Origin of the sequence: Bradyrhizobium sp. Rc2d (genome assembly GCF_900099855.1) — a bacterium.
Classification (GTDB): domain Bacteria; phylum Pseudomonadota; class Alphaproteobacteria; order Rhizobiales; family Xanthobacteraceae; genus Bradyrhizobium.
Map to the genome: position 1 here is coordinate 39,841 of NZ_FNCU01000039.1, position 23,805 is coordinate 63,645.

Consider the following 23,805-nt stretch of genomic DNA (forward strand, 5'->3'; position numbering starts at 1 on the left):
CGGCGTGCTATGGATGAATCACTGGTGGTGAGTGAGCTATGAGCGCCGAACAGTCGCCCAAAATCGTGATCGTCGACGAGAGCCCGATCCGGGCTGCGATCCTGGAGGAGGGGTTGCGGGAGGCCGGATTCACGCAGGTCGTCCATATCCGCGAGATGCAGAGCCTGCTTGCCCGTATTTATGCGGTCGACCCCGACATCATCCTGATAGATCTGGAGAACCCCAGCCGCGACGTGCTGGAGGCGATGTTCCAGGTCAGCCGCGCCGTGAAGCGGCCGATCGCGATGTTCGTCGACCAGAGCGATTCCGCCTCGATCCAGGCCTCGGTCGAGGCGGGGGTATCCGCCTACATCGTCGATGGGCTGAAGAAGGAGCGCATCAAGCCGATCCTCGACCTCTGCGTGTCTCGCTTCAACGCCTTCGCCAAGCTGCAGGAGGAGCTGGAGCGCACCAAGTCGCAGCTCGAGGACCGCAAGATCATCGAACGCGCCAAGGGCATCCTGATGAAGGTGAAGGGGCTGACCGAGGACGAGGCCTATGTGCTGCTGCGCTCCACGGCGATGCGCGAGAAGAAGAAAATCGGCGAGATCGCGCAGTCGATCATCACCGCGTCGGAGATGCTGAAATGACTGCTCCCCTCCGCATCGGGTTCATCCCGCTGGTCGATGCCGCCGCCCTGATCGTTGCCGTCGACAAGGGGTTCACCGCCGCCGAAGGGCTCGACGTCGAGCTGGTGCGCGAGGTCTCCTGGTCCAACGTCCGCGACAAGCTCAATATCGGCCTGTTCGACGCCGCGCATCTGCTCGCGCCGGTGGCGATCGCGTCCTCGCTCGGGCTCGGCCACGTCAAGGTGCCGATCGCCGCGCCTTTCAATCTCGGCATCAACGGCAACGCGATCACGGTCTCGCCGGCGCTGCATACGGCGCTGATGGAGGAGATCGATGGCGACCGCTTCGATCCGCTCGCCACCGCCAAGGCGCTGGCGCGAGTGGTCGCCAAACGCCGCAAGGCCGGCGCGGATCCGCTGACCTTCGGCATGACCTTCCCGTTCTCGACCCACAATTACCAATTGCGGTTCTGGATGGCGGCGGCCGGTGTCGATCCCGATGAGGACGTGCGCCTCGTCGTGCTGCCGCCGCCCTACATGGTCGACAGTCTCAAGAGCGGCCATGTCGACGCATTCTGCGTCGGTGCGCCCTGGAACTCGATCGCGGTCGATCTCGGCATCGGCCACATCCTGCATTTCGTCTCCGACATCCTGGCTCGCGCGGCGGAGAAGGTCCTGGCCGTCCGCCAGGTCTGGGCCGACAAGCATCCGGACGTGGTCGCTAGCCTGGTGCGCGCGGCAGTGAAGGCGGCCGAGTTCATCGAGCATCCGGAAAACCGGATCGAAGCGGCGCGGATTCTGGCGCAACCCGAGCGGATCGGCGTCGATGCCGAAGTCGTCCAGCGCACCCTCACGGGACGCCTGAAGATTTCGCCGGACGGTACCTTCCGCGAGAGCGGCCGCTATCTCCTGGTCGGACGCGAGGAGGCAGGGCGCCCCGATCCGGTCCAGGCCGCCTGGCTCTATGCGCAGATGGTGCGGTGGGGGCAGGCGGCCTTGAGCCCCGATGGCGTCAAGACCGCCATGGCGGTGTTCAGGCCCGACCTTTACGACGCGGCCCTCGGCCGCCGCCCGCCCGAGGAGGCCCCGGCGGCATTTGGGGCCTTCGCCGGGCCTGTATTCGATGCCAACAACATTTTGGGGCACCTTGAGGCCTTCGAAGTGGGGCGTTGGAAGGCCTGATTCGTCGCTGCATAAGTTTTAGGCAATTTGGCTAACCGACTAAATTTTGAGCCAAGTGCTCGAATTTCATGAGCCACTCTGGGCCGGAATGTTCCGGGATCTCAGCTAACTCCTCGAAATCACGACATCTTTCATTTCGTGGAAGCTGGCACGCAACTTGAATGTTGCACTGCGGCCAGCTTGTCACAGGTGACTGCTGAGCCAAGTCCCGCAGCAACGAAGCTGATCGGACCGTTGGGTGGCTAGGCCGGCTCTCGAGCCAGCAAGGTGCCTTTCGGGTCGCGCCAATTTCCGTCGATGCCACCTCGGTGGCCGCAGGAGCTTCGTTACCGACCATGAAAATCGATACGCTCGCAGTCGACTTTACCGACGAGCAGAAACGCTATCTCGAAGGCTTCACGACCGGTCTGCAGATCAGCCGGGTCGGTCGCGGTCTCGGCGGCAGCAGTGCCGGCAAGGCGAACGCCGAGCCCACCGGTCCCGACGCCGTGCACATCAAGGCGCAGGACAAGGTCATCGCGTCGGGCAAGAAGCTCGCCGACCAGGAGAAATTCAAGCGCGACGAGCATCCCTTCGATGCCTATCCGCGGCTGCGCCAGCAGGCGCTCGACAACACGCCGCCGACCCCGGCGGACAATTTCCGCTGGCGCTATTACGGCATCTTCTATGTCGCGCCGACGCAGGACTCCTACATGAGCCGCCTGCGGATTCCCAACGGCATCATGAAACACTGGCAGCTGTCCGGCCTTGCCGATCTCGCCGACGAGCTCTGCGGCCCGTACAGCCACGTCACGACGCGCGCCAATCTCCAGCTCCGCGAGATCCCACCGAAGCATGCGGTCGAGCTGATCGAGGGCATCCAGGATCTCGGCCTGTGCTCGCGCGGCTCCGGCGCCGATAACATCCGCAACGTCACGGGAACGCCGACGGCCGGCATCGATCCGCAGGAATTGATCGACACGCGGCCCTATGCGCGCGAGTGGCACTATCACATCCTCAACGATCGCTCGCTCTACGGCTTGCCGCGCAAGTTCAACGTCGCCTTCGACGGCGCCGGCAGGATCGCGGTGCTCGAGGAGACCAACGACATCGCGTTTACGGCTTACGAGGTGAAGGACGGCTTCGGCGTCGAGCCAGGGGTATGGTTCCGGCTTGGTCTCGGCGGCATCACCGGCCACAAGGACTTCGCCAAATATTCCGGCATCATTGTCAAGCCGGAGCAGGCGACCACTGTCGCGGATGCCATCGTGCGCGTGTTCATCGACCATGGCGACCGCACCAACCGCAACAAGGCGCGGCTGAAATACGTGCTCGACAGCATGGGCCATGACGGCTTCCTCAAGCTGGTCGAGGAGCGGTTGAAGAAGCCGTTCACGCGCGTGGCCGAAGAGGCGTTTGCGCCGCGGCCGGCCGCGGACCGCATGGCGCATGTCGGCGTGCACAAGCAGAAGCAGGACGGCCTCAACTGGATCGGCGTGTCGCTGACGCTCGGCAAGCTCACCTCTGATCAGATGCGCTGTCTCGCCAAGGTCGCGCGGGACCTCGGCGACGGCGAGATCCGCCTGACGGTTTGGCAGAACCTGCTGATCTCGGGTGTGCGCGACGAGAATGTCGAACTCGCCGTTGCCGCGATCAAGCAGATCGGGCTCGCGGTCGAGGCTTCACACATCCGCGCCGGCCTGATCGCCTGCACCGGCAATGCCGGCTGCCGCTTCGCCGCTGCGAACACCAAGCGCCACGCTGCCGAGATCGGCGACTGGTGCGAGCCGCGCGTCGCGATGGACAAGCCAGTCAACATCCACGTCACCGGCTGCCACCATTCCTGCGCGCAGCACTACATCAGCGACATCGGGCTGATCGGCGCGCGCGTGCCAGTCGGCGAGGAGGACACGGTCGAGGGCTATCACCTCTTCACCGGCGGCGGGTTCGGCCCCGACGCCGACGTCGGGCAGGAGGTCTATCACGACCTCAAGGCCGAAGACGCGCCGAAGACGGTCGAAGCACTGCTCAAGGCCTATATCGCCCATCGCTCGTCTCCCGAAGAAACCTTCCTGTCCTTTGCGCGCCGCCATGACGGCGAAACCCTGCGCAAGCTTGCCGATGCACAGGTGTCCGCATGAACCAGATCACGCCTCCGCCGAAACTCGACATCATTCCCGCCAGCGCGCCGTTCTCCGATGCGCAGCGTTCCTGGCTGAACGGCTTCTTCGCCGGGCTGCTGTCGCCTGACGTGGCCGCGCCGCTGTCGGCCGAGCAGGGCGCTGCCGTCATGCAAGGCGCCGCCGGTGACGGCGACGACGGCGAAGCGCCATGGCACGACCAGACCATGCCGATCGCGGACCGGATGAAGCTCGCCGAGGGTCGTCCCGTGCGCCGCAAGATGATGGCGGCGATGGCGCAGCAGGATTGCGGCCAGTGCGGCTACAATTGCCACGATTATTCGGAGGCGATCGCGAGCCGCAGCGAAGCGCGGCTCAACCTCTGCGTCCCCGGCGGCAAGGAAACCGCGCGGATGCTGAAGTCCCTGTACGAGGAGCTCGACAAGGCCGCAGTGGCCAAAGCGGCGGACAAAGCGGACGCTCCGGCGCCGGCCGTGACCGTGACGATCGCGGAGCCGGGCCGCTCACGCGACAACCCAGTTGCCGCGACCTTTCTGTCGCGCCGCCTGCTCAACAAGGGGAAATCGGAGAAGGAGACCTATCACATCGAGTTCGATCTCTCCGAGAGCAAGCTCGACTACGTCGTCGGCGACAGTTTTGGCGTGTTCGCGCGCAACGATGTCGGCCTCGTCGACCAGATCATCGCGCTGCTCGGCGCCTCCCACACCACCAAAGTCAACGGCAAGACGCTGCGCGAGGTGCTGATCGACGACGTCTCGCTGTCGCCGGCGCCCGATACACTGTTCGAGCTGATCTCCTTCATCACCGGCGGCGCGCAGCGCGAGAAGGCGCGAGCGCTGGCGCAGGGCGAGGATCCCGATGGCGATGCCGCCACCCTCGATGTCATGGCGGCACTCCAGAAGTTCTCGGGCACGCGGCCGCACCCGGAGGCCTTCGTCGAGGCGCTGGAGCCGCTCCAGCCGCGGCTCTACTCGATCTCGTCCTCGCACAACGCGACGCCTGGAAAGCTGTCGCTGACGGTAGACTCCGTCCGCTACGTCATTGGCAAGCGCAAGCGCCTCGGCGTCGCCTCGACCTTCCTCGGCGAACGCATTGCCGAAGGCGAGCAGCTCAACGTCTATGTGCAGAAGGCACACGCCTTCGGCCTGCCGCGGGATCCGAAGACGCCAGTTATCATGATCGGCCCCGGCACCGGCATCGCGCCGTTCCGCGCCTTTCTGCTCGATCGCAAGGCCACCGGCGCGCCCGGCAAGAACTGGCTGTTCTTCGGGCACCAGCGCAGCGATTGCGACTTCTTCTACCAGGAGGAGCTCAACGCGATGAAGACGTCGGGTCTGCTCACGCGCCTGTCGCTGGCCTGGTCGCGCGATGGCGAGAAGAAGTTTTATGTGCAGGACCGCATGCGCGAGGTCGGCCGTGAGGTGTGGACCTGGCTTGCCGAAGGCGCGCATCTCTACATCTGCGGCGATGCCAAGCGCATGGCCAAGGACGTCGAGCGTGCGCTGGTCGACATCGTCGCCCAGTTCGGCGCGCGCTCGACCGACGAAGCCGTCAGTTTCGTCGCCGAGCTCAAGAAGACCGGCCGCTTCCAGGCTGACGTCTACTAAGCCTGCTGTCACCACACCGTCATCCGGGCCGGTTCCAACTGGCTCGGATTTGAACGAATAAGATTCTCGGAACCCGCACGTAGAGAGAATTTGCATCTGCGATGTGGCGTCGTCAGAGAAGGCGCATCGCTATTTGCGCCGCTGTCTTGCCTCCCGCCCTGGTTGATCCTTCATACTCCCGCGAATGGAGCGTTGGAGATCGACCATGCGCGAACTATCGGCGGAAGCCAGGCTACACTTCTACGCGCGCTCGCTCTCGCGGCGGACCGGGGCGAGCATGCATCATGTCGCGCTCTATAGCGCGTTTGCCGTCATCGCGGCGATCGTGTTCGGCACGCTCTCGGTGCATCCGTTCTGATGCTCTCGTAGGGTGGGCAAAGGCGCGCCTTCGCGCGCCGTGCCCACCATCCCTCAACACACGAGATCGACATGGTGGGCACGCTCCGCTTTGCCCACCCTACGGCACCTGTTGTGCCTCACCCGCGCTTGAACGGTGCGACCTCGATCCCCGCATTCTTCAACGCCTGACGCACACTGCGCGCGATCTCGACCGCGCCGCGCGTATCGCCGTGGATGCAGACCGTGTCGGTGCGCATCTTGATCACCTTGCCTGTCACCGACACCACCGCGTCGTCCTGCACCATGCGCACGACGCGCTCGGCGATCGCGTTGGCATCGTGCAGCACCGCGCCGGGCTTCTTGCGCGAGACGAGATTGCCGTCGTCCTCATAGGCGCGGTCGGCGAACACCTCGTGCACCATCGGCAGGTTGGCCGCTTCGCCGGCCTTCACCAGCTTCGAATTGGCGAGCACGACGAAGATCAGGCTGGGATCGACCGCCTTGATGCCGGCGGCGATCGCCTTCGCCGTCATGTCGTCCTCGCAAGCGACGTTGGAGAGGGCGCCATGCGCCTTCACATGGGTAACCTTGTGGCCGGCCGCGGTCGCGATCGCCTGCAACGCGCCGATCTGGTAGGCGACGAGGTTTTCGATCTCGGAGGCCTTCAGGCCCGCGATCGGATGCCGGCCAAAGCCGTGCAGATCGCGGTAGCCCGGATGCGCGCCGACCGAGACGCCGCGCGCCTTCGCGAGCTCCACCGTCCGGCGCATGATGTCGGGGTCGCCGGCGTGGAAGCCGCAGGCGACATTGACCGAGCTCGCCAGCTCGATCATGGCGGCGTCATTGCCCATCTCCCACGCGCCAAAACCTTCGCCGAGGTCGCAATTGAGATCGATCGTCTTCATGGGTGCTCTCCGCCTCTGGTCTTTGTTGCCGTTTACGGTTCCGTTGCGACCTGCCACGTCCCGGCGTCGACGGCGCTCACGGCATAGCCCGCAACATTAGCATCGCTGAGCGCCTCGATGTTGAGCGCGACGGTGTCGGCAGAGCGCAGGCGATCGGGCAGGCTGCGGATCAGCTGCGCGAACTTGCGCGCCTCGTCCTGCGCCTCGGCCATGCTGACGGCCTTGAAGCGGAACGCGGTTCCCGCCGAGGTCTGCGCCAGCCGGCCGACATCGGCCGTGATCACGGTTGCGATCTTCGGATAGCCGCCGGAGGTGCCGCGATCCATCATCAGCACGATCGGCGCACCGTTGCCGGGCACCTGGATGCTGCCGTTGACGGTGCCGTCGGAGACGATGTTGTGGCCGTGCAGATGCTTGATCACGGGGCCCTCGAGCCGGTAGCCCATGCGGTCGGAGGTCGCCGAGATCTTCCACTCGCTGTCCAGGAACAGCGCCTTGTTGGCGTCGTCGAACTCGTCGTCCTGCGGACCCAGCAGAACACGGATCGGGCCGCTCACGGGCTTCGGCAACTCGATCCGCAATTCGCTCGCGCCGCTGGCGGCATCGACGCTGAACTCATCGCTGGCCTGCAGCGGGCGCGGGTAGGGGCTGCCGAGGCCCGCGCGCGCATTCACGGCGAGGCTGCCGAACACCGCCTCGCCCTTGATGGCGCCTTCGATTGCGAGATAGGTGAAGGCGCCGCCGCGGGCAAAGCCCAGCGTCAGCGTCTCGCCATCCTTCAAGGTCACCGATGTGTCCATCGCGATCGGATTTCCGGCGATATCCGCATTGCGCGGCGCGCCTGAAATCGCGACACGCACGGCACCATCACGGGCGGTGAAGGAGGCGCCGAACGGGCCGATCTCGACTGCGGCCGCAAACGGCCCGTTGCCGACAAGCGTGTTTGCCGCAGCAAGCGACAGCCGGTCCATCGCCCCGCTCACCGTCAGGCCGTAGCGCTGCGCGCCGTGGCGGCCGCCATCCTGGACCGAGCTTGCAGGGCCGATGCTGGCGACGACGAGCCGGCTCATGCGACCACCTGCTCGGCGATGATCTCGCCGGCTTCCGCAGCGCGGTCCAATTCCTCGAACGTCTTGTGGTCGATGGCGAAAAACGTCACGCGATCACCGGGTTCGGTGAGGAAGGTCGGATTGCGGTGGAGCTGATAGGTTCTGACAGGCGTGCGGCCCAAAAGGTGCCAGCCGCTCGGGGCAGCCAGGCATTGGATCCCGGCCTGGACGCCGCCGATCGAGATCGTGCCGGCCGGCGTCAGCACGCGCGGATTCTGCCGCCGCGACATATGGAGGGATTTGTCGAGGCCGCTGAGATAGGACCAGCCCGGCGTGAAGCCGATCATGGCGACCTTGTAGTCGCCGGCAACGTGGCGGGCGACAATGTCGTCCGGCGTGGTGCTCAGCGCCTTGGCGACATCCTCGAGATCGATGCCGTGCTCGCCGCCATAGGCGACGGGAATGCGCCAGCGGCGCGCGTTTGTCGCCGGCGGCAACTTCTGGCTGGCGAGCGCGATCAGCTTGTCGCCGAGCGCATCGAAACCGATTTTGCCGGGATCATAGTGCACCAGCAGCGAACGATAGGTCGGCACGGCTTCAGTGATGCCGTCGATCGGGCTTGCTGCAAGCGCCTTGTCGAGCGCCAGCACGCGCTGGTTGGCATCGTCATCGATGGTGCGGCTGAACTCGACCGTGACGGCGCTGTCGCCACTGGGCAGAAGGCGGGGCGGGGGAAGCGTCGCGGCCATGAGCTGTCGAAATCGGGCTTCTGAAGAATGCGGCCCCCGGCGTTCGAGTTCCGCTTCTTCCTGCTTCGCGTAAATGCGTCCGCAAGTCCAATAAATTAATGCTGGGGGAAGCGATAAGGCCTTGTTATCGCGTCGCATAATAGCCCAGCGGCCCTGCGTTATTGCTAGCCTCTTGGCCCTTGACGCAAGGGCTGCGGCTCGCAAGATGCGCGCGTTCTTTCCCGCCCATCCGGAGCTCGTCTGTTTCCATGTCGCTGTCCCCCGAAGCCCGCAAGACCCTCGCCGGCATCACCACTGCCACCATCACCACGGTCCTGCTGAAGAAGGGCCTGCGCAATGTGTGGATGCGCGGCGCGCGGCCGCTGCGCCCGGGCCTGCCGCGCCTGGTCGGTCCGGCCTTCACCCTGCGCTTCGTGCCCGCGCGCGAGGATCTGGCGACGCCGGAATCCTGGTCGTCGCCGATCTCGACCCGCACCGCGATCGAGGCGATGCCCGAAGGCTGCATCGCCGTGGTCGATGCCATGGGCATCACCGATGCCGGTATCTTCGGCGACATCCTCTGCGCGCGCATGGTCAAGCGCGGCGTGACCGCGCTCGTCACCGACGGCGTGGTGCGCGACGTCGAGGGCGTGCTCGGCACCAATCTTCCGGTCTGGTGCGACGGCTATGCCGCGCCCCCTTCCGTTGCGGGCCTGACCTTCGTCGGCTGGGGCGAGCCGATCGGCTGCGGCGGCGTCGCCGTTTTCCCGAACGACATCGTGGTCGCCGACCAGGACGGCTGCGTGCTGATCCCGCAGGCGATGCTCGATCACGTGCTCGCCGAGGGCGTCGAGCAGGAGCGGATGGAAGCCTGGATCGTCAACGAGGTGAACAACGGCGCCGTGCTGCCGGGCCTCTATCCCATGAACGCCGAGACCAAGGCGCGCTACGCCGCCAGCAAGAAGTAATCGGGAAGCAGCGAGGTAATCCCAATGGAAATCACTGTTGCAGGCACGCGGCCGACCCGCCGCGCGCCCAATGAACACTTCACCGGCACCGTGTGGCAGGACCCCGTCATCATGGCGCCCGCGCCGGCACGGCTGAACTGCTCGCGCGTCGCGTTCGAGCCGGGCGCACGCACCAATTGGCATCACCATCCGCTCGGGCAGACGCTCTACGTCGTCTCCGGCGTCGGCCGCGTCCAGTCCAAGGGCGGCCCGATCCGCGAGATCCGCCCCGGCGACACCGTGTGGATTCCGCCGGGCGAATTGCATTGGCACGGCGCGTCGCCGACCAACGGCATGTGCCACATCGCCATGCAGGAAGCGCTCGACGGCGTCTACTCGACCTGGCTGGAGCCGGTCACCGACGCGGAGTATGGGGCGGCGGTCGGCTAGTCCCGTGCCCCGGACAAGACGCATCGCCCTTGGCGATGCGTCGCCGATCCGGGGCCCAGACTCTTCCGAGCGATTGACACTGCTGGGTCCCGGCTCAGCGTCACGGCATTTCGCGCCGCGCCGCGTCCGGGACGCAAGACCTACATCCGCTCCGCCGTCCACGTCCCCGTGCACATGGCGCCGCGCCATGTGCCGGAGCCTGACGTGCCGCTGAGCCGGCCGAAGCCGACGGCGCGCTTGATGCCGGTGCTCAAGGTGACGTTGATGTTGCCGGCATCGGCGACGCGGCCCGACGCCGTCACCGCGGCGCTGCTTGATGCGATCTGACCATTGTTGATTCCGATCGCGACGGTCGCGCCGTTGCCGCAGGTCTCGCTCGATGACGAAATGCGGACATTCCATGTGCCGTCGAAGCTGGTCGATGCTGCATTCGCCTGTCCGCAGAGCAGGGCGATGGCCCAGATCGCAGCAAAAATACCCTCGCAAAGACGTCGCATGACACGCCCCCTTGGCTGAACCTGCGGGGCATCGTGTCACAACACGGGGCGGACCGATGTGAGGAGTGTCACGCATACGGTCGGACGGTGCCAACGCGATCGTGTCCGGGCGCCGTCTCATCAGCCAGGCAGCGCCGTGAAAGGGCTCGTTCGTGCCATCACTTTGTTGTCACGGCGCGATTGATCACGCGCGCCAGCGAGACGGCAGAGTTTGTGTCGACCAGGGGGGCTTTGCCAACTGTTTTTCGCAATGCGAACGCCTCGGACGCAAAAAGCTTGTCCGGATCCTCCGGGGCATCCTTGATGCCGGTGAGCAGGCGGATTTGCATGCCCTTCAGGAGCTCTGTCACGGCCGGCTTGGCGATTGTCTTGTCGTTGGGGTCGGCCAGAAGTGCCTCTTCCCAGCCGCGGTGAGCATTTTTCGGTGTCACGCGCTCCACGAGCTTATCGTAGCTGGTCTGGTAGGCGCCGATGGCCACGAGACGATCGCTTTCGGCGAGTTCAGGCGACGTTATCACCTCGGCGCGCAGAGTCAGCATCTGTTCGTCCGCACGCTCTAATTCCCGCTTCATGATGCTGCTTGCAACATCCTGCCAGTGTCGATGAAATCCGAGCTGCGTGAGAGGATTGATCGAGTCCGGCCCGTCGGGCAGCAGGCTGGCTGTGAACTCGATGGCCAGGAGGCAATAGTCCAATCCAGACACACGCTGGCCGTCCAGCAGCAATCGGTCGTCGGTAACCACCAGTCGCTTGGCAACCGCTTCTTCGAGATCGGAACCCGCAACCAGGAGATAACCGCTGCGGCCAAGCGCATTCCCGTCGGCATACGAGAACAAGGGTGTGACGATGTTGAGTCCGAACAGGCCGGCGACTCGGTCGTAGATCTTTTCAGCCACACGCAACCCGTCTGAAACGCCCGGCGCGAGCCCAGTCTGCGTGGTCAGGTCGGCGGCCAATTGCAGGACCTGCTGCGCGACATCGTGAAACGGAAGGCGGAAGAGCCCGACAAACAGAGACAAGTTGTCCTGCTTCATGGGCGCGCGCCTGACCGCGTAGATATTCTTGAAGTCGACATAACCTGGAGCAGCACCGGCTGCCTTCAGCTGAGCGGCGATCTCGTCATTGCTCAAGATCGTGGGCCGGCGCTGACGCCCGTCGCCGAAGCTGAACTCGGTGAGTACGACGCCGAGCGGAAGGAACGAGCTGAAGAACTTGCCGCCATCTCGCAAGCCCATTTCGACCATACGCACGCCGAAGTAGCTCGCTTCGGGCACGAAGGTCTGTCCCGTTGTCACCGCATTGCCGCCGGTCGAAGCGACGTAGCCGACATATGGGCGCCGCAACTCGCGGCTCGCCCAGTGTTCCACGACGTTCTTGAGTGTGGCCCAGACTGTCATGACATTCTTCCATTGCGGGCTGTTCACTGGCAGCGTGCTGCCCAATCGGTCGACTGCGCCAGCAGGATCGGTGAAAGCCAGATCGGGCTTTCTTCGTCGTAGTTCAGGCTTTCCCACGATGCGCGACACGCTTTCCGGAATGCGAGGCAAACGGACCGCGTCCTGTAGAGTTCGTCGTAGAACTCTTTGGCGAATTGCGGCGCGCGTTCGTCCTCGACATTCCATCGGAAGCCCAGAGCATAGGGGATTCCGTTCATCACCAGTTGCTGAACGCAGCCCTTCGAGATGCCACGGCAGGCTGAGAGGTAGACGAGAGTCGTCGTTGACAGGCCGTCGGATGCCGCCACCCTGTCGAGTTTCAGGCCGACCGCTTGCTGCGGTTGCATTCCGGGAAGGACGAGGGTCGCGGTTTGCTGGCCATCGCTCCAGGCGTGACCGGCGTAGTGGAGAATGGTCGGCCGAAATGCGTCGAGCTGCTTCAGCAAGTAGGGGGCGGCCTCGCCCGGAGGGGCGTCCGACAAGTTGACGATCTTCAAATCGAAACAGCCCGCGGCGCCCAGCTTTTTCACATGCTCCAGTTCGGTATCGATATTGCCAAGCTTATCGAATTTCTTGCCATCGCAGATCGCGCTGTCGAGCTTCAGATCGGGATGTTCGCCGATCTGAGAGCGAACGAACATCAGTTTTGCGCCCGGTCTGATCCGCGCTCGCTCACTGGCCCTTCCACGGACAAAGGATGGAATGCGCCGGACAATCGGCGCATAGAGGAGCACGAATGGCCCATTTTCCTCCGAGAGATAACGGACACTCGCCTCGAAGGGCACCGGATAAAAGCCTGCGTCGCTGATGACGAATCGGAACGACAGTCCCACCAGCCCGCCCGCGGACTTCTCGATCTGCGAGAACAGATGTTCGCCGATCGCTTTTACAACGAAGCTCTTGAACAGGCGTGTTCCGACGTCCCGCGTTTGGCCGAGCCAATTGTTCAGCGGCATCTCATCGCGCGCATAGGTTTGAGCGGCAGACTTGAGGTCATCGAGATCGCTGATGGTGTTCCAGCGAAGCATCGGAGAGCCGTCTTCACCCGTTCCGAGCCGGCATTCCACCTTGGCGCTCTGAATTTCGATCTCGATCACGCGGAACGCGCCCGGAATGGCATTCGTCTCGTCGGGACGACCGGTGAGCATCGCAATGAACGGGCGCAAGATCCGATGTCGGTGCAGCTGCAGCGCGTCCATCGGCAGGATCAACGCATTGCCTGCTGCTCTGCACTCTTCCTCCAGGTCCGCGCAGGTTCCGAATGAGGGTGCGATGACCAGCACGGAGGTGTGCGGGTCTTGGGCCAAAACGACGGTGTTGAGCACGTGCTTCGCGCCGAGCGTCGTACGTGTGTCGTAAACGGCGCTCGGGTCGGTCGGCAACCGCGCATCGAGCACGAGCAACTCGGTCTCATTCGCGATGAGCCACTCACTCGTCTGGTCCGGGGTCATCAGAGGCTTGTCGTACAAGTCCTCCAGGGCCACTCCCGCCGCGAGCAGATGTCCCCGTAGCGTTTCGAACATGTTTGGTTCGGCGGTGGCTATGGCAATCTTTGCTGTCATACCGGTGCCTCCTGCGCGCACAATGGCAGGTTGAACTCGAACCCCACGCCGTCCAAATCGGTCAGAGTGCCGTCGTGCTGCTCGGCAGCCTTGCGTATCGCCTCGACCGCGACGCTGGCCATCTGCCGTGCTCGGCGCTGGCTCTGTTCGATTGGATCCGCCGCCGACGGAGCCAGGGTGTCGGCGATCGTAGCGGGCAAGCGCATGGACACCGAGAGGCGATGCGGCGGCCGTTCCGCGATCGTCACTGTCAACTTGTCGTTCGGCGTGATGCGCAACAACAGGAGGGAGCTGAGGGCGGAACGAAACGCAAAGCTCAACCTCTTCGTCCACCCCTGGACCAACAGGGGCCGGCGCATCGCAATCTCGTCGACGAGGTGGATCGCGTCACGATCTTCGACTGGAACGCTCTCGACCTCGTGATAGAGCACCTCTAATGCGTCGAATTGCTCGGGAGCCTCCTGCGGCGTCTGCTGCACGGTAAGACGATCGGACAGACGTTCGAAAGTCAGATCGGCCCTTAGCAGGTGATTGGCGGCCTGCTCGAGCAGATCGGCGCAATTTCTCATGAGGTCTGGCTTGCTCAGGATCGACGCGGCGCCTCGCAGCAAGCCGTCGGCCATCAACAGCGGGGCGCGCGTCTCGCGCGCAACGGCCGTGACAGTCTCCTCCAGATAGCCCCAGTCGCTCTCCCGACTTTGGTCGGCAAGGCTGGTGAACAGCCAGAGCTGATGACCATAATCGTCATTCAACGGCTCGCGATTTGCGAGAGCGGTCAGCTCGGTACGCGGCGCAGCGCCGATCGCCAAGTGTATGCGAAGACGGTGCTGGATCCCGGACTTCGACAGTTGCATGGAATCGTCGTCCCGGGCGCCAAATGACGAGAGCTTCTTGTCACGCGCCTGGCCGAAGATGTTCGCCGCTGCACCATTCAGATGGCAGATCGTCCCAACGGCGTCCACGATCACGGCCGCCTGCTCGATTCTATTCATGAGCGCGTGCTCGATCGCTTCGTGCCAGCGAGCCGCAAAGATCTGCTCACAGTCGGCGGCGAGGCCACTTGCCGCGTCCCGATCAGGCCCACGGAACGCGTTCAGCTCCGATGATTCCATATCCAGAATCAGTTCGATCTTGCCATTCACGAACAGGGGGACGGTCATGGCCGAACGTTGATCGGGTGCGGTTTTGATGAAGCCGTAGTTCCGCTCGGTATCGCTGATGTCAGGAACAACCAGAATGTCCCGCTCGGCCAGGCATCTGCCCAGCATGCCGTTGGACAGCTCCTGAGTGTATTCGGCCTTGCGGTCAGCTGCTTTCACAAGCAGGTTTCGGTCGTTCTTGACGTGCTCGGCGACCAGCACGAACTTGCCGCGCAGGCGATCGACGCGGAACACGCCGACATACTCCCAGCCCAGGCATTTCGTGGTGCCTGTGGCCAGCAGCTCGGCGATGGCGCGTGCACTCGGTGCCTTGTTCAAATCGTCCTTGAGTTTGCGCAAGGCGCGCGCCTGAGCATGTTCCATCGCGGCGTCTGCGGCCTGCAATATCTCCTCGACGCCGAGATTGTGCAGCGTGCGTAGATCAGAAGCCGTGTATTTGTGCTTGCGGGACAGCAGAGCAAGCGAGCTTCCAAACCGGCCTCCCGCCTTGCGAATCGGCAATACGACCATCGACTCGAACTCGTCGTCGATGATGGCCTTGCTCACCGGGTTGTCCATTTCCTCCGGATTGAGGCGCTCGACGAACGCGGCTAAATTATTGTCCCACGTCTTGCCCTGCTCGAGCCACTCGATCACGCCGGGTGGCACCTTGAACCAACGCGTGCTCCACTCCCAGCTGGGCCTTGGAAAGACAGTGAGCGCTCGCCAATAGTCGCTGAGATCGTTGTAGACCCCGAACGTGCCCATTTCGAATGGGATGACTTTGCCGATGGCCTGAAGCGTTGCCTCGATGATCTTCTGCGGATCATCGTACTCGGCGAGAACCGTCTTGAGCTCTTGGCGCGCGCGATCTTCGGCAAGAGGAGCGAACAGCACCAACAGCCCTGCCGAGCTATTCGGTGCTTCCATGTAGGGCGTTCCGCTAACCCTTGCCAGAATGGAACGACCGTCTCTTGGGCGGAGCCGGACGAAACTCGAGAAGCCCGTTTGTTTGGTGATCCATTCGGCGAACAAGTTCGTCGTTCCCTCGTCGTCGGGGCCGAATACGAGGGAGAGCGACATTTCCTTGAGTTCTGATTCCGAGAATCCCAGAATTTGCACCGCGCGCTCATTTGCGAACCGGATCTTGCCAGTCAAGTCGGTGCGGAGCACGCCATCCTGCAGGGCATCGAGGCGGCTCTGTTCAGCACTCTGGTCGAGAAGGAGTGCGTAATTGCCCGGCTTTCCATCTTCGTCGCGCAGCGGGCCAATCTCGACTCTGACCTGACGAACCGTTTCGTTGGTCTGGATGTCTGCGCGCAAACTCGTGTTGTGATTTGCCCGGAGGGCCATCCGCACATCGGCTGCACGGGATCCGAACAACCCGGAGAAAGGAGCGCCGCGCCCGCCGGGAATGAGCTTGTCGAATGCCGCGTTCGAATAGACGATGCGGCCGTCGCTCGCCAGTTCGACGAAGGGAATCTCGCTGTAATGTGCGGCTTCATCAAGCGCGTCATACCGATCCGACAATACGCTCAGCACGGTGTTCTGCGATTGCAGGATTTTGCCGACGGTCTGAGCGTCGAAACCAAATTCCGAAACGAGCATCCGCGCTTGCTCGTTGACCAGGGGCTGCAGCGCGGTGGTCAGGCTCGTCTGCCGACTTCGGAGTGCGCCGATGACATGGCGCCGTATGGCTTCCTCCGACATCAACGAGCCGGGGCCCCAGTCACCTGAGACTAGCGATGGCGTCGCACGGAGTTCCTCCATAACAACCTCGCTCGCTTACGCAACTACCGGCGCCGAAAGGAGGTCGGGAAATGACTCTTTTCGGTCTACTCATCTCGGCGAAACGGTGCCAACTGCGTAGTATAAGGGTCGCAAATGGTCTGACGATCAATCCAGACTAGAAGCGACAACGGCGAGCAGAGTATGAAATGGTTCACAATGGAGCATTGGAATCGCACGGTCATACGACGTGCGGCCCGGCTCTCATTGCCCAGGATAGCGACTGCTATCCTGGCAGTCGCGGCGTCGATTGCGGATTGTAGAGCGAAAAAGCGTCAGTCTACCTGCGCCATGTTGGCTTCGGTGCAATCAGCGCCGCTCAGTTCACGCGCGTCCAGGTCTGGCCGCCGCAGAACATGCCGCCGAAGGCGCAGCCCTGCACGCGCAACCGGTCGGTGCCCTTCATCGCGATCGTCGAATCGTAGGTCGAACCGGAATTGGGATCGAGGATGCGGCCTGACCATTTCTGATCCTTGCCGGGCTTCATGTTGATCAGGACCTGCTCGCCGTTCTGGTTCGATTTTGAATCGACCGAATAGCCGCAGAGATTGGTGCCGCATTGCTCGATGCGGACCTTGCCCTCCTTCTCCTCGGTGAGCCAGACGCCGAGCGGCGAATTCAGATCGCGCGTGGGCGCGGTCGCCGGAGCAGGCGTGGCTGCGGCCGCCTGAACGGGAGCGGGGGCAGGCGCCGGGGCGGGTGGCGGAGGCGGCGCTGGTGGTGCGGCAGCCACGGTCGGGGCGGGCGGCGGCGTCACAGCGGGCGCCGCCTGCTGCTCGACGGGAGCAGGGGCCGGAGGCGGCGCAGGCGGCGGCACCACGGCCGTGGCGGCCGGCGTGTTGTTGGCAGTGGCGGCCGGCGGCGGGACCGGTGGTAGCGGAACGGGAGGCGGCGCAGCAGCAGCTGCTGCGGGTGCAGGCGGCTGCACGGCCGCGGGCGGCGCGGCGGCGGGAGCCGGCGCCGGAGCAGCAGCAGGCGCTTGCGGATCGACCGTGGCTTGCTGCGGCGCCTGCTCGTTCTTCTTGGCCTTCCTGGCCTTGCCCTGGCCGGTGTTGTCGTACACGCCGGGAATCTGCACCGTGCCGCGGTCCGGATCGATCCGGATGGTGCGCCCGCCATATTCGAAGGTGTACTGTGCCTGAGCAGCCGTGCTCGCCAATAGGAATGCGGCCGTAGCCAACAGCTTCCTCATTTCCGTCTCCTGAACAGATGGTCCCCGGACCGACGCATACGCTCCGGTTCGATCGCAAAAAGTGATCTAGATCACTTTCATCCGTATGAGTCGTGCTGCGATGCGTTCGGGTTCAATACGCCCGGAACCCGTCCACAGTTTGGCCGAAGCGAGCGACAGGACGACGCGGCCTAGTCGAACCATGCGGCGTAGATCTTCCTGTAGCTGCCGTCCTCCATGGAAATATGCAGCCATTGGTCGACGAAGGCCTTCAGCGCCATGTCGCGCTGGAGCCAGTAGGCCTTCTCGGAGAAGTCGAACGGCTTTTCCGGATGCACCGCGCAGAGCACGCCGGCATGCTGCTTCTGCTGGTAGCGCGTCTCGGAGGCGTCGGTCATCATCAGGTCTGCATTGCCCTTGGCGATCTCGTCGAAGATCACGGTGTTGTCGGCGAAGACAGTGATCTCGGCATCCTTGATGTTAGCTCGGGCGAAGCGCTCGTTGGTGCCGCCGGGATTGACGATGACGCGGGTGCCCTTCTTGTCGATGTCGGCGATGCTCTGGTACTTGCCGACGTCGGCGCAGCGCGCGATCGGTGTCTTGCCCTCGCGCATGATCGGCGTAGAGAAGAAGCCTTTCTTCTGCCGGTCGAGCGTGACTGAGACACCGCCCATGGCGATGTCGAACTGGTCGGCCTCGAAATCCTTCATCAGCTTCGGCCAGGCCGTCGGCACGAATTCGACCTTGACGCCGAGCGCCTTGCCAAGGGCCTGCGCCATGTCGACGTCGAAGCCGCTGAACTGCTGCGTGGTCTTGTCCAGATAGGTGAAGGGCTTGTAGTCGCCGGTCATGCCGACGCGCAATGTGCCGCGCTTGACGATCTCGTCGAGGCGCGAGGGCGCCTGCTGCGCATGCGCCGAAACATTTACCAGCAACGCCACGGCCAAAGCCGCCCAGATTCGAACGATCATCTCTTTTCCACCCATGCCCGAGCTGTCATTGTGCAGCTCTTGAGGCGTGGATTTAGACCAGATGCCCGTCGCTGGCGAGGCAGAATTGAAGGGAATTCAGAGGTGACGATCTCGATGTACGAGGCCTCGGTCGGCCTCTTCGTGCCTAACTTGCGCAACCTGTCCGGATTGCTCGACAAGGGCGTCGCCTATGCCGAGACCCGCAAGTTCAACCCGGCGGTTCTGCTCGGTATGCGCCTTGCGCCGAACATGTACGATCTGGCGCAGCAGGTCGGTGAGGCTTGCCGCCATGCCGTGGTCGCTCCGGCCTTGCTGGCCGAGCGCGAGCCGGTCACGCTGCCGCTGCTGGAGCACGACATGGCCGGGCTTCAGGCGCGCATCGCGACGTCGATCGAATTCGTCGAGAGCCTGCCGCGCGCTGCGATCGATGCCGCGGCGGAACGCAATGTCTTCTTCAAGCTGAAGAACGGCACCGAGCTGCCCTTCACCGGGCGGACGCTGCTGCTGACATTCAGCGTCCCTCAATTCTTCTTTCACGTGACGACGGCCTACGACCTGCTGCGGCACGCCGGCGTCGAGCTCGTCAAGAAGGATTATCTCGGGCGCAAGTAGACCAGGCTCGATGTCCACCTCTCCCCGACGGGGAGAGGTGCAGAGACATCCGGTCTGCAAGCTGCCTTAAGCTTCGCCCTTGCGCTCATAGTCGGCAAGCGAGCTGCGGCCGGCGATCTCGCTGCGCAGCTCTTCGAAGCGCCGATGCGCTTCGTGCTCCTGGGCATCGACGAAATGCACGGCGGCCTCGCTCGTCATCGGGCCGCTGACCACGGGGGCGGACTGCTCGCCGATGGTCTCATGGACGTAGTACTGGCCGTCATCGCCGCGATGGACCGTCCATTTCAGGCGGATCGCGACCATCGGGCCGGGGCCGATCTTGCTGTAGCCGTCGGCATCGGTGTGCTCCGGCACCAGCGGCTGCTCCTCGACCACCGGATGCTCGTCGACAGCTGGCTGCTCGTCGGGAGCTAGGTGCTCGCGTTCACCGGCGACCACCCTTTCGGTCTCGGTTTCGCGAACGACCAGAACGTGCTCGGGGTGCTCCAGAATGCTGGCGATGGTCGCCAGCGCGTGGTCAGTGGGGTCGATCTCTGCCAAGGGTCCATCCTCCAGCTCGACGCGCCGGCCAGTCTGTCCCACCGCCGCCGCGCTTCCCTCTCATTACGCGCGTTTGATTAAGGCTGAGTTGGGGCTCGATCTGCACCAAAATGGGACGCTTTCTGGCCTTCCGAAGGCGGGGCGGACGGGCCGCCCGACCATTGGCTCACTCAGCCCAGCACGTCCTGATTGATGACGTTCTGCCGGATGGGATCGCCGTCCAGCGCACTCAGGATGTTGCGCGCGGTCTGCTCGCTCATGCGCTGAACGGCCTCGACGGTGACGCCGGCGACATGCGGGGCCATGATGACGTTGGGCAGCGCGAACAGTGCGTTGCTGAGCGGCGGCGGCTCCACCTCGAACACGTCGACGCCGGCCCCGGCGATCTTTCCAGAAGTGAGCGCGTCATAGAGCGCGGCCTCTTTCACGATTCCGCCGCGCGCGGTGTTGATGAGATAGGATCTCGGTTTCATCCGGCCGATCCGCGCCGCATCGAACAGGCCGGTGGTTTCGGGCGTCTTCGGGCAGTGGATGGTGACGAAATCGGCGTGAGGCAGCGCGGCATCGAGATCGGCGACCGGCTCGCAGCCCGCGGCCTTGATCTCGGCGGCTCCCTTGTAGGGATCGTAGACTTGGACCTTCATTTCCATCGCCAGGCAGCGCTTGGCGGTGCGACTGCCGATCCGGCCGAAGCCGATGATCAGCACGGTCTTGCCGTAGAGATCGAACGGCAGCATGCCGAGCCGGTCGGCCCATTTGCCGTCCTTGACGCAGGCGTGCATCTCCTGCGCGCGCTTGGCCAGCGTCAGCATCATGAACAGCGCCGCTTCCGCGACCGAGGGCGAGTTCGCGCTGCCCGCCACCATCAACGGCACCTTGCGGCGGGAGAGGGCGGGCACGTCGACGGCGTCGTAGCCGACGCCGATGCGGGTCACCACCTTCATGTCGCCGGACGCCTCCAGCTCGGTCTCGCCGAAGGCGGTGGCGCCGAGCGCAACGCCGTGGACCGGCGCATGGCTCTTGAGCAAGGCCTCGAAGTCCTTCGCCGAGATCAGGTTCGAAAACTCGACGAGCTCGATATCGTCCCGCTGCGTGAGGAGGGCGCGTGCCCCTTGCGACAAAGTTTGCGTAACGAAAATCTTCTTCTTGTTGGTCGCCATCGTCCCCTGCCTGCGCGAGTTTCTTGTCCGGCCGTCACAACACGACGCCGGACGCCTCGTTTAGCAGGTGCATGTTGTTGAGGTCCATCGCCAAACGCATAGGTGCCCCGTCCTTGGCGCCGGCATTGGGATTGACGCGGCCGCAGACCGGCGTGCCGTCGAGCCCGAAATAGACCAGCGTCTCCATCCCCATCGGTTCGGTCACGTCGAGCACGGTCTCGAAGGTTTCAACGCCGGGCTCGAGATGCGCATGCGACTCGGTGAGGTGCTCGGGGCGAAGGCCCAGCAGCAGCTTCTCGGTGCGCGGCAGAGCGTTGTAGCGTGCGGCGCGGGCCGGCGGCAGCGGGAAAGCGATGCGGTCGGTGAGACGGATTTGAAGCGTGCTGCCGACGTCCTCGAGCCGGCACGGGATGAAGTTCATCGCGGGCGAGCCGATGAAGCCCGCGACGAAGCGTGTCGCCGGCTTGTGATAGAGCTCGTTCGGCGTGCCGATCTGCTCGATGCGGCCCTTGTTCATCACCACGACGCGGTCGGCCAGCGTCATCGCCTCGACCTGGTCGTGGGTGACGTAGACCGTGGTGGTGCGCACCTTCTGGTGCACCTTCTTGATCTCGATCCGCATCTGCACGCGCAGCTTGGCATCGAGATTGGACAGCGGCTCGTCGAACAGGAAGACCTTTGGGTTGCGCACGATGGCCCGGCCCATCGCGACGCGCTGGCGCTGGCCGCCGGAGAGCTGCTTCGGCTTGCGGTCGATCAGGTCGGTGATGTCGAGGAGCCGGGCGGCTTCCGTCACCCGCGCCTTGATCTCGGCCTTGGGATAGTGCTTGAGGCGCAGGCCGAACGACATGTTCTCCGCGACCGTCATGTGCGGGTAGAGCGCGTAATTCTGGAACACCATGGCGATGTCGCGGTCCTTCGGCGGCACGTCGTTGACGACGTCGCCGCCGATCATGATGTCGCCGTCGCTGATGTCCTCGAGCCCTGCGATCATGCGCAGCGTGGTCGACTTGCCGCAGCCGGAGGGGCCGACCAGCACGATGAACTCGTGATCGGCGATATCGAGGTCGATGCCGCGCACGGCTTCGACATCGTCGTAACGTTTAACTACCTTCCGCAAAGCAACGTCAGCCATGAGTCATCAACCCTTTGTCGCACCGGCGGTCAGGCCGGCAATGTAGTAGTCCATCAGGAAGGCGTAGATGATCAGCGGCGGCGCCGCGCCAAGCAGCGCGCCGGTCATGATCTGCCCCCAGTTGAACACGTCGCCCTTGATCAGCGTCGTGATGATGCCAACCGGAAGCACGAGCTGATCCGTCGATGTTGTAAACACCATCGGATAGAGGAATTGCGCCCAGGATACCGTGAAGGCGAAGATCGTGGCCGCGATCAGGCCGGGGAGCGCGACCGGGATGAAAATCCGCGTCAAGGTCTGAAACCAGCTCGCACCGTCGATGATGGCGGCCTCGTCTAGTTCCTTCGGGATCGAAGCAAAATAGCCGATCATGATCCAGGTGCAGAACGGCACGGTCAGCGTCGGATAGATGAATATCAGCACATACCATGTGTTGAGCAGGGGGATGCCAGTCCAGTTCTGGACCGTCGCGAACATCTTGAACAGTGGAATGAACAGGAGGCTGTCAGGGATCAGATACGTCAGGAACACGCCGGTGGCGAGCGTGGCCGAGCCCCAGAACTTCATGCGCGCCAGCGCAAAGGCAGCAGGTATGCTGATCAGCATGGTGACGATCACCACCACGATCGACACAATGGCAGAGTTCCAGAAGAAACGCAGGAACTGGTTCGAGGTCAAAAGCTCGACGTAGTTCGAGAGTGTCGGATGGAACACCCACCACGGGTTGGTCGCCGCCGAGATCTCCGCGCTGCTTTTCAACGACGTGATCAGCATGTAGAGCGGCGGTGTCAGTGAGAAGATCGCAAAGATCACGAGGAAGAAATAGGACCAGCGCAGCGCCCAGGCACGGTCGCGGCTCATGCTGCCGTATTTGATCTTGCGCCGCGGACCGGCCTTGTCGATAGCGACAGTGCTCATCAGGCTTCGTTCCCACGTTTAGAGACATCTCGCAGGATGAAAATCGCGGCGACAGCAAGGATCGGCACCATGAACAGCGAGACGCTGGCGCCGAGCGGGATGTCGCTGCCCTCGATGCCGACGCGGAACGCCCAGGTCGCGAAGATGTGGGTGTGGTCGAGCGGACCGCCCGAGGTGAGGATACGCACGATGTCGAAGTTGGCGAAGGTGACGATCAGCGAGAACAGCGTAGTGATAGCGATGATGTTGCGCATCATCGGCAAGGTGACGTACCAGATCCGCTGCCACCAATTGGCGCCGTCGATGGCGGCTGCCTCATAGAGCTGATCAGGCACCGATTTGAGCGCCGCCAAATACATGATCATGAAGAACGGCGCGCCGTACCAGACATTGACCAGGATGACCGAGAAGCGCGCCCACACGGCATCGCCCGTCCAGGGGATCGGCCCAATGCCGAAGAAGGACAGCGTGTAATTGAAGGCGCTGTAGGACGGATCGAACAGCCAGAGCCACGCGAGCGTGCTCATCGCCGGCGGAATGACCCAGGGTACGAGCAGCATGCCGCGCCATTTGCGCTGGCCCTTGGCCGGAATGTTGTGGACGAAATGCGCGACGATGAAACCGATAAGCGCTTTGAAGACCACGGCGGTAATCGCGAAGATGCAGGACTGCTCCACGACCATCCAGAACGTGTCGCGCTTGAACAGGAAGGTGAAGTTGCCGAAGCCAACGAACTTCTGCATCGACTTGTTCAGCGTGGCGAGATGAACCGAATAGAGCGCGGGGTAGAGCACCAGCAGCGCAATCAGGAGGATCAGCGGCAGCGTCATCAAGAACGCCACTGTCGATTTGTGCTTCATCGCATAGCGCAGGCCCGAGCGTTTGCGCGCTCTCGAGGGGCGGGCGCTTGCTTGCTGAACGGCGACTTCAGCCATGGTGCAG

22 protein-coding genes are annotated in these 23,805 nt (G+C 63.7%); 8 read left to right on the forward strand and 14 right to left on the reverse strand.

The features are described 5' to 3' along the window. The first annotated feature begins 38 nt into the window (after positions 1-38). From BLV07_RS33565 to BLV07_RS33585, 5 genes are all read left to right on the forward strand, one after another. Positions 39-629 (forward strand): ANTAR domain-containing response regulator, encoded by a 591-nt coding sequence (locus BLV07_RS33565; protein ID WP_008564898.1) that lies wholly within the window; start codon positions 39-41, stop codon positions 627-629. Then, the gene (locus BLV07_RS33570; protein WP_091894491.1) at positions 626-1,789 is read left to right on the forward strand and encodes a CmpA/NrtA family ABC transporter substrate-binding protein; all 1,164 of its coding nucleotides are present in this window, start codon (positions 626-628) and stop codon (positions 1,787-1,789) included. The genes BLV07_RS33565 and BLV07_RS33570 overlap by 4 nt, the downstream gene beginning before the upstream one ends. A 335-nt stretch (positions 1,790-2,124) precedes the next feature. After that, positions 2,125-3,909 carry a NirA family protein gene (locus tag BLV07_RS33575; protein WP_176945923.1) on the forward strand — a complete coding sequence of 595 codons (1,785 nt, stop codon included), beginning with the start codon at positions 2,125-2,127 and terminating at the stop codon, positions 3,907-3,909. After that, positions 3,906-5,516 carry a sulfite reductase subunit alpha gene (locus tag BLV07_RS33580; RefSeq protein ID WP_091894495.1) on the forward strand — a complete coding sequence of 537 codons (1,611 nt, stop codon included), beginning with the start codon at positions 3,906-3,908 and terminating at the stop codon, positions 5,514-5,516. Before BLV07_RS33575 ends, BLV07_RS33580 begins: the two co-directional genes overlap by 4 nt. Positions 5,517-5,721: 205 nt before the next feature. Continuing rightward, complete coding sequence (locus BLV07_RS33585) at positions 5,722-5,874, forward strand: hypothetical protein (RefSeq protein ID WP_167561251.1); 153 nt, start codon at positions 5,722-5,724, stop codon at positions 5,872-5,874. A gap of 118 nt (positions 5,875-5,992) precedes the next feature. On the opposite strand, the gene BLV07_RS33590 is transcribed toward BLV07_RS33585, so the two are convergent. The 3 genes from BLV07_RS33590 to pxpB are packed head-to-tail and all read right to left on the reverse strand — an operon-like array spanning position 5,993 to position 8,558. Then, on the reverse strand, positions 5,993-6,760 hold the full coding sequence (locus BLV07_RS33590) for a LamB/YcsF family protein (protein ID WP_091894499.1): 768 nt from the start codon (positions 6,758-6,760) through the stop codon (positions 5,993-5,995). A gap of 32 nt (positions 6,761-6,792) precedes the next feature. Beyond that, positions 6,793-7,830, reverse strand: coding sequence for a 5-oxoprolinase subunit C family protein (locus BLV07_RS33595; RefSeq protein WP_091894501.1), 1,038 nt, complete (start codon positions 7,828-7,830; stop codon positions 6,793-6,795). Next, the gene (pxpB, locus tag BLV07_RS33600) at positions 7,827-8,558 is read right to left on the reverse strand and encodes a 5-oxoprolinase subunit PxpB (RefSeq protein WP_091894503.1); all 732 of its coding nucleotides are present in this window, start codon (positions 8,556-8,558) and stop codon (positions 7,827-7,829) included. Before pxpB ends, BLV07_RS33595 begins: the two co-directional genes overlap by 4 nt. A 248-nt stretch (positions 8,559-8,806) precedes the next feature. Here pxpB and BLV07_RS33605 point away from each other — a divergent pair, with 248 nt between their 5' ends. Beyond that, positions 8,807-9,505, forward strand: coding sequence for a ribonuclease activity regulator RraA (locus BLV07_RS33605; RefSeq protein WP_027550912.1), 699 nt, complete (start codon positions 8,807-8,809; stop codon positions 9,503-9,505). A gap of 24 nt (positions 9,506-9,529) precedes the next feature. After that, on the forward strand, positions 9,530-9,934 hold the full coding sequence (locus BLV07_RS33610) for a (R)-mandelonitrile lyase (protein WP_091894505.1): 405 nt from the start codon (positions 9,530-9,532) through the stop codon (positions 9,932-9,934). A 140-nt stretch (positions 9,935-10,074) separates the two neighbouring features. Here the strand turns inward: BLV07_RS33610 and BLV07_RS33615 are convergent, their stop codons facing one another. From BLV07_RS33615 to BLV07_RS33640, 6 genes are all read right to left on the reverse strand, one after another. Continuing rightward, positions 10,075-10,431 (reverse strand): hypothetical protein, encoded by a 357-nt coding sequence (locus BLV07_RS33615; protein WP_091894507.1) that lies wholly within the window; start codon positions 10,429-10,431, stop codon positions 10,075-10,077. Positions 10,432-10,589: 158 nt separating this feature from the next. Next, complete coding sequence (locus tag BLV07_RS33620) at positions 10,590-11,828, reverse strand: hypothetical protein (RefSeq protein ID WP_143035565.1); 1,239 nt, start codon at positions 11,826-11,828, stop codon at positions 10,590-10,592. 23 nt (positions 11,829-11,851) lie between these two features. After that, a complete protein-coding gene (locus BLV07_RS33625; RefSeq protein ID WP_091894511.1) occupies positions 11,852-13,429 on the reverse strand; it encodes a CHAT domain-containing protein in 1,578 nt (525 codons plus the stop codon). Next, on the reverse strand, positions 13,426-16,278 hold the full coding sequence (locus BLV07_RS33630) for a PAS domain-containing protein (protein WP_210187834.1): 2,853 nt from the start codon (positions 16,276-16,278) through the stop codon (positions 13,426-13,428). Before BLV07_RS33630 ends, BLV07_RS33625 begins: the two co-directional genes overlap by 4 nt. Positions 16,279-16,675: 397 nt before the next feature. Further along, positions 16,676-17,548 carry a DUF2147 domain-containing protein gene (locus BLV07_RS33635; protein WP_091894515.1) on the reverse strand — a complete coding sequence of 291 codons (873 nt, stop codon included), beginning with the start codon at positions 17,546-17,548 and terminating at the stop codon, positions 16,676-16,678. A gap of 170 nt (positions 17,549-17,718) precedes the next feature. After that, on the reverse strand, positions 17,719-18,498 hold the full coding sequence (locus BLV07_RS33640) for a transporter substrate-binding domain-containing protein (protein WP_091894517.1): 780 nt from the start codon (positions 18,496-18,498) through the stop codon (positions 17,719-17,721). 114 nt (positions 18,499-18,612) lie between these two features. Here BLV07_RS33640 and BLV07_RS33645 point away from each other — a divergent pair, with 114 nt between their 5' ends. Next, complete coding sequence (locus BLV07_RS33645) at positions 18,613-19,110, forward strand: DUF1993 domain-containing protein (protein WP_176945931.1); 498 nt, start codon at positions 18,613-18,615, stop codon at positions 19,108-19,110. Between the two features lie 66 nt (positions 19,111-19,176). Here the strand turns inward: BLV07_RS33645 and BLV07_RS47900 are convergent, their stop codons facing one another. The 5 genes from BLV07_RS47900 to BLV07_RS33670 all read right to left on the reverse strand — a co-directional run bounded on the left by BLV07_RS47900 (position 19,177) and on the right by BLV07_RS33670 (position 23,798). Further along, entirely contained in the window at positions 19,177-19,650 is a 474-nt protein-coding gene (locus BLV07_RS47900; RefSeq protein ID WP_176945924.1) for a hypothetical protein, read from the reverse strand. A 170-nt stretch (positions 19,651-19,820) separates the two neighbouring features. Next, on the reverse strand, positions 19,821-20,810 hold the full coding sequence (locus tag BLV07_RS33655) for a hydroxyacid dehydrogenase (RefSeq protein ID WP_091894521.1): 990 nt from the start codon (positions 20,808-20,810) through the stop codon (positions 19,821-19,823). A gap of 34 nt (positions 20,811-20,844) precedes the next feature. After that, the gene (locus tag BLV07_RS33660; RefSeq protein WP_091894523.1) at positions 20,845-21,945 is read right to left on the reverse strand and encodes an ABC transporter ATP-binding protein; all 1,101 of its coding nucleotides are present in this window, start codon (positions 21,943-21,945) and stop codon (positions 20,845-20,847) included. 6 nt (positions 21,946-21,951) lie between these two features. Beyond that, complete coding sequence (locus BLV07_RS33665; protein ID WP_091894525.1) at positions 21,952-22,863, reverse strand: carbohydrate ABC transporter permease; 912 nt, start codon at positions 22,861-22,863, stop codon at positions 21,952-21,954. Continuing rightward, the gene (locus tag BLV07_RS33670) at positions 22,863-23,798 is read right to left on the reverse strand and encodes a carbohydrate ABC transporter permease (RefSeq protein ID WP_091894527.1); all 936 of its coding nucleotides are present in this window, start codon (positions 23,796-23,798) and stop codon (positions 22,863-22,865) included. The genes BLV07_RS33665 and BLV07_RS33670 overlap by 1 nt, the downstream gene beginning before the upstream one ends. Positions 23,799-23,805 lie beyond the last annotated feature (7 nt).

What these genes read in the sequence shown, in the direction of transcription:
- BLV07_RS33605 (WP_027550912.1), top strand. Translation starts at nt 8,807, where the DNA reads ATGTCGCTGTCCCCCGAAGCCCGCAAGACCCTCGCCGGCATCACCACT.
- BLV07_RS33630 (WP_210187834.1), bottom strand. Translation starts at nt 16,278, where the DNA reads ATGTCGGAGGAAGCCATACGGCGCCATGTCATCGGCGCACTCCGAAGT.
- BLV07_RS33670 (WP_091894527.1), bottom strand. Translation starts at nt 23,798, where the DNA reads ATGGCTGAAGTCGCCGTTCAGCAAGCAAGCGCCCGCCCCTCGAGAGCG.
- BLV07_RS33645 (WP_176945931.1), top strand. Translation starts at nt 18,613, where the DNA reads ATGTACGAGGCCTCGGTCGGCCTCTTCGTGCCTAACTTGCGCAACCTG.
- BLV07_RS33625 (WP_091894511.1), bottom strand. Translation starts at nt 13,429, where the DNA reads ATGACAGCAAAGATTGCCATAGCCACCGCCGAACCAAACATGTTCGAA.
- BLV07_RS33665 (WP_091894525.1), bottom strand. Translation starts at nt 22,863, where the DNA reads ATGAGCACTGTCGCTATCGACAAGGCCGGTCCGCGGCGCAAGATCAAA.
- BLV07_RS33595 (WP_091894501.1), bottom strand. Translation starts at nt 7,830, where the DNA reads ATGAGCCGGCTCGTCGTCGCCAGCATCGGCCCTGCAAGCTCGGTCCAG.
- BLV07_RS33635 (WP_091894515.1), bottom strand. Translation starts at nt 17,548, where the DNA reads ATGAGGAAGCTGTTGGCTACGGCCGCATTCCTATTGGCGAGCACGGCT.
- BLV07_RS33640 (WP_091894517.1), bottom strand. Translation starts at nt 18,498, where the DNA reads ATGATCGTTCGAATCTGGGCGGCTTTGGCCGTGGCGTTGCTGGTAAAT.
- BLV07_RS33580 (WP_091894495.1), top strand. Translation starts at nt 3,906, where the DNA reads ATGAACCAGATCACGCCTCCGCCGAAACTCGACATCATTCCCGCCAGC.
- BLV07_RS33570 (WP_091894491.1), top strand. Translation starts at nt 626, where the DNA reads ATGACTGCTCCCCTCCGCATCGGGTTCATCCCGCTGGTCGATGCCGCC.
- BLV07_RS33615 (WP_091894507.1), bottom strand. Translation starts at nt 10,431, where the DNA reads ATGCGACGTCTTTGCGAGGGTATTTTTGCTGCGATCTGGGCCATCGCC.
- BLV07_RS33620 (WP_143035565.1), bottom strand. Translation starts at nt 11,828, where the DNA reads ATGACAGTCTGGGCCACACTCAAGAACGTCGTGGAACACTGGGCGAGC.
- BLV07_RS33610 (WP_091894505.1), top strand. Translation starts at nt 9,530, where the DNA reads ATGGAAATCACTGTTGCAGGCACGCGGCCGACCCGCCGCGCGCCCAAT.
- pxpB (WP_091894503.1), bottom strand. Translation starts at nt 8,558, where the DNA reads ATGGCCGCGACGCTTCCCCCGCCCCGCCTTCTGCCCAGTGGCGACAGC.
- BLV07_RS33590 (WP_091894499.1), bottom strand. Translation starts at nt 6,760, where the DNA reads ATGAAGACGATCGATCTCAATTGCGACCTCGGCGAAGGTTTTGGCGCG.
- BLV07_RS33655 (WP_091894521.1), bottom strand. Translation starts at nt 20,810, where the DNA reads ATGGCGACCAACAAGAAGAAGATTTTCGTTACGCAAACTTTGTCGCAA.
- BLV07_RS33565 (WP_008564898.1), top strand. Translation starts at nt 39, where the DNA reads ATGAGCGCCGAACAGTCGCCCAAAATCGTGATCGTCGACGAGAGCCCG.
- BLV07_RS33660 (WP_091894523.1), bottom strand. Translation starts at nt 21,945, where the DNA reads ATGGCTGACGTTGCTTTGCGGAAGGTAGTTAAACGTTACGACGATGTC.
- BLV07_RS33575 (WP_176945923.1), top strand. Translation starts at nt 2,125, where the DNA reads ATGAAAATCGATACGCTCGCAGTCGACTTTACCGACGAGCAGAAACGC.
- BLV07_RS33585 (WP_167561251.1), top strand. Translation starts at nt 5,722, where the DNA reads ATGCGCGAACTATCGGCGGAAGCCAGGCTACACTTCTACGCGCGCTCG.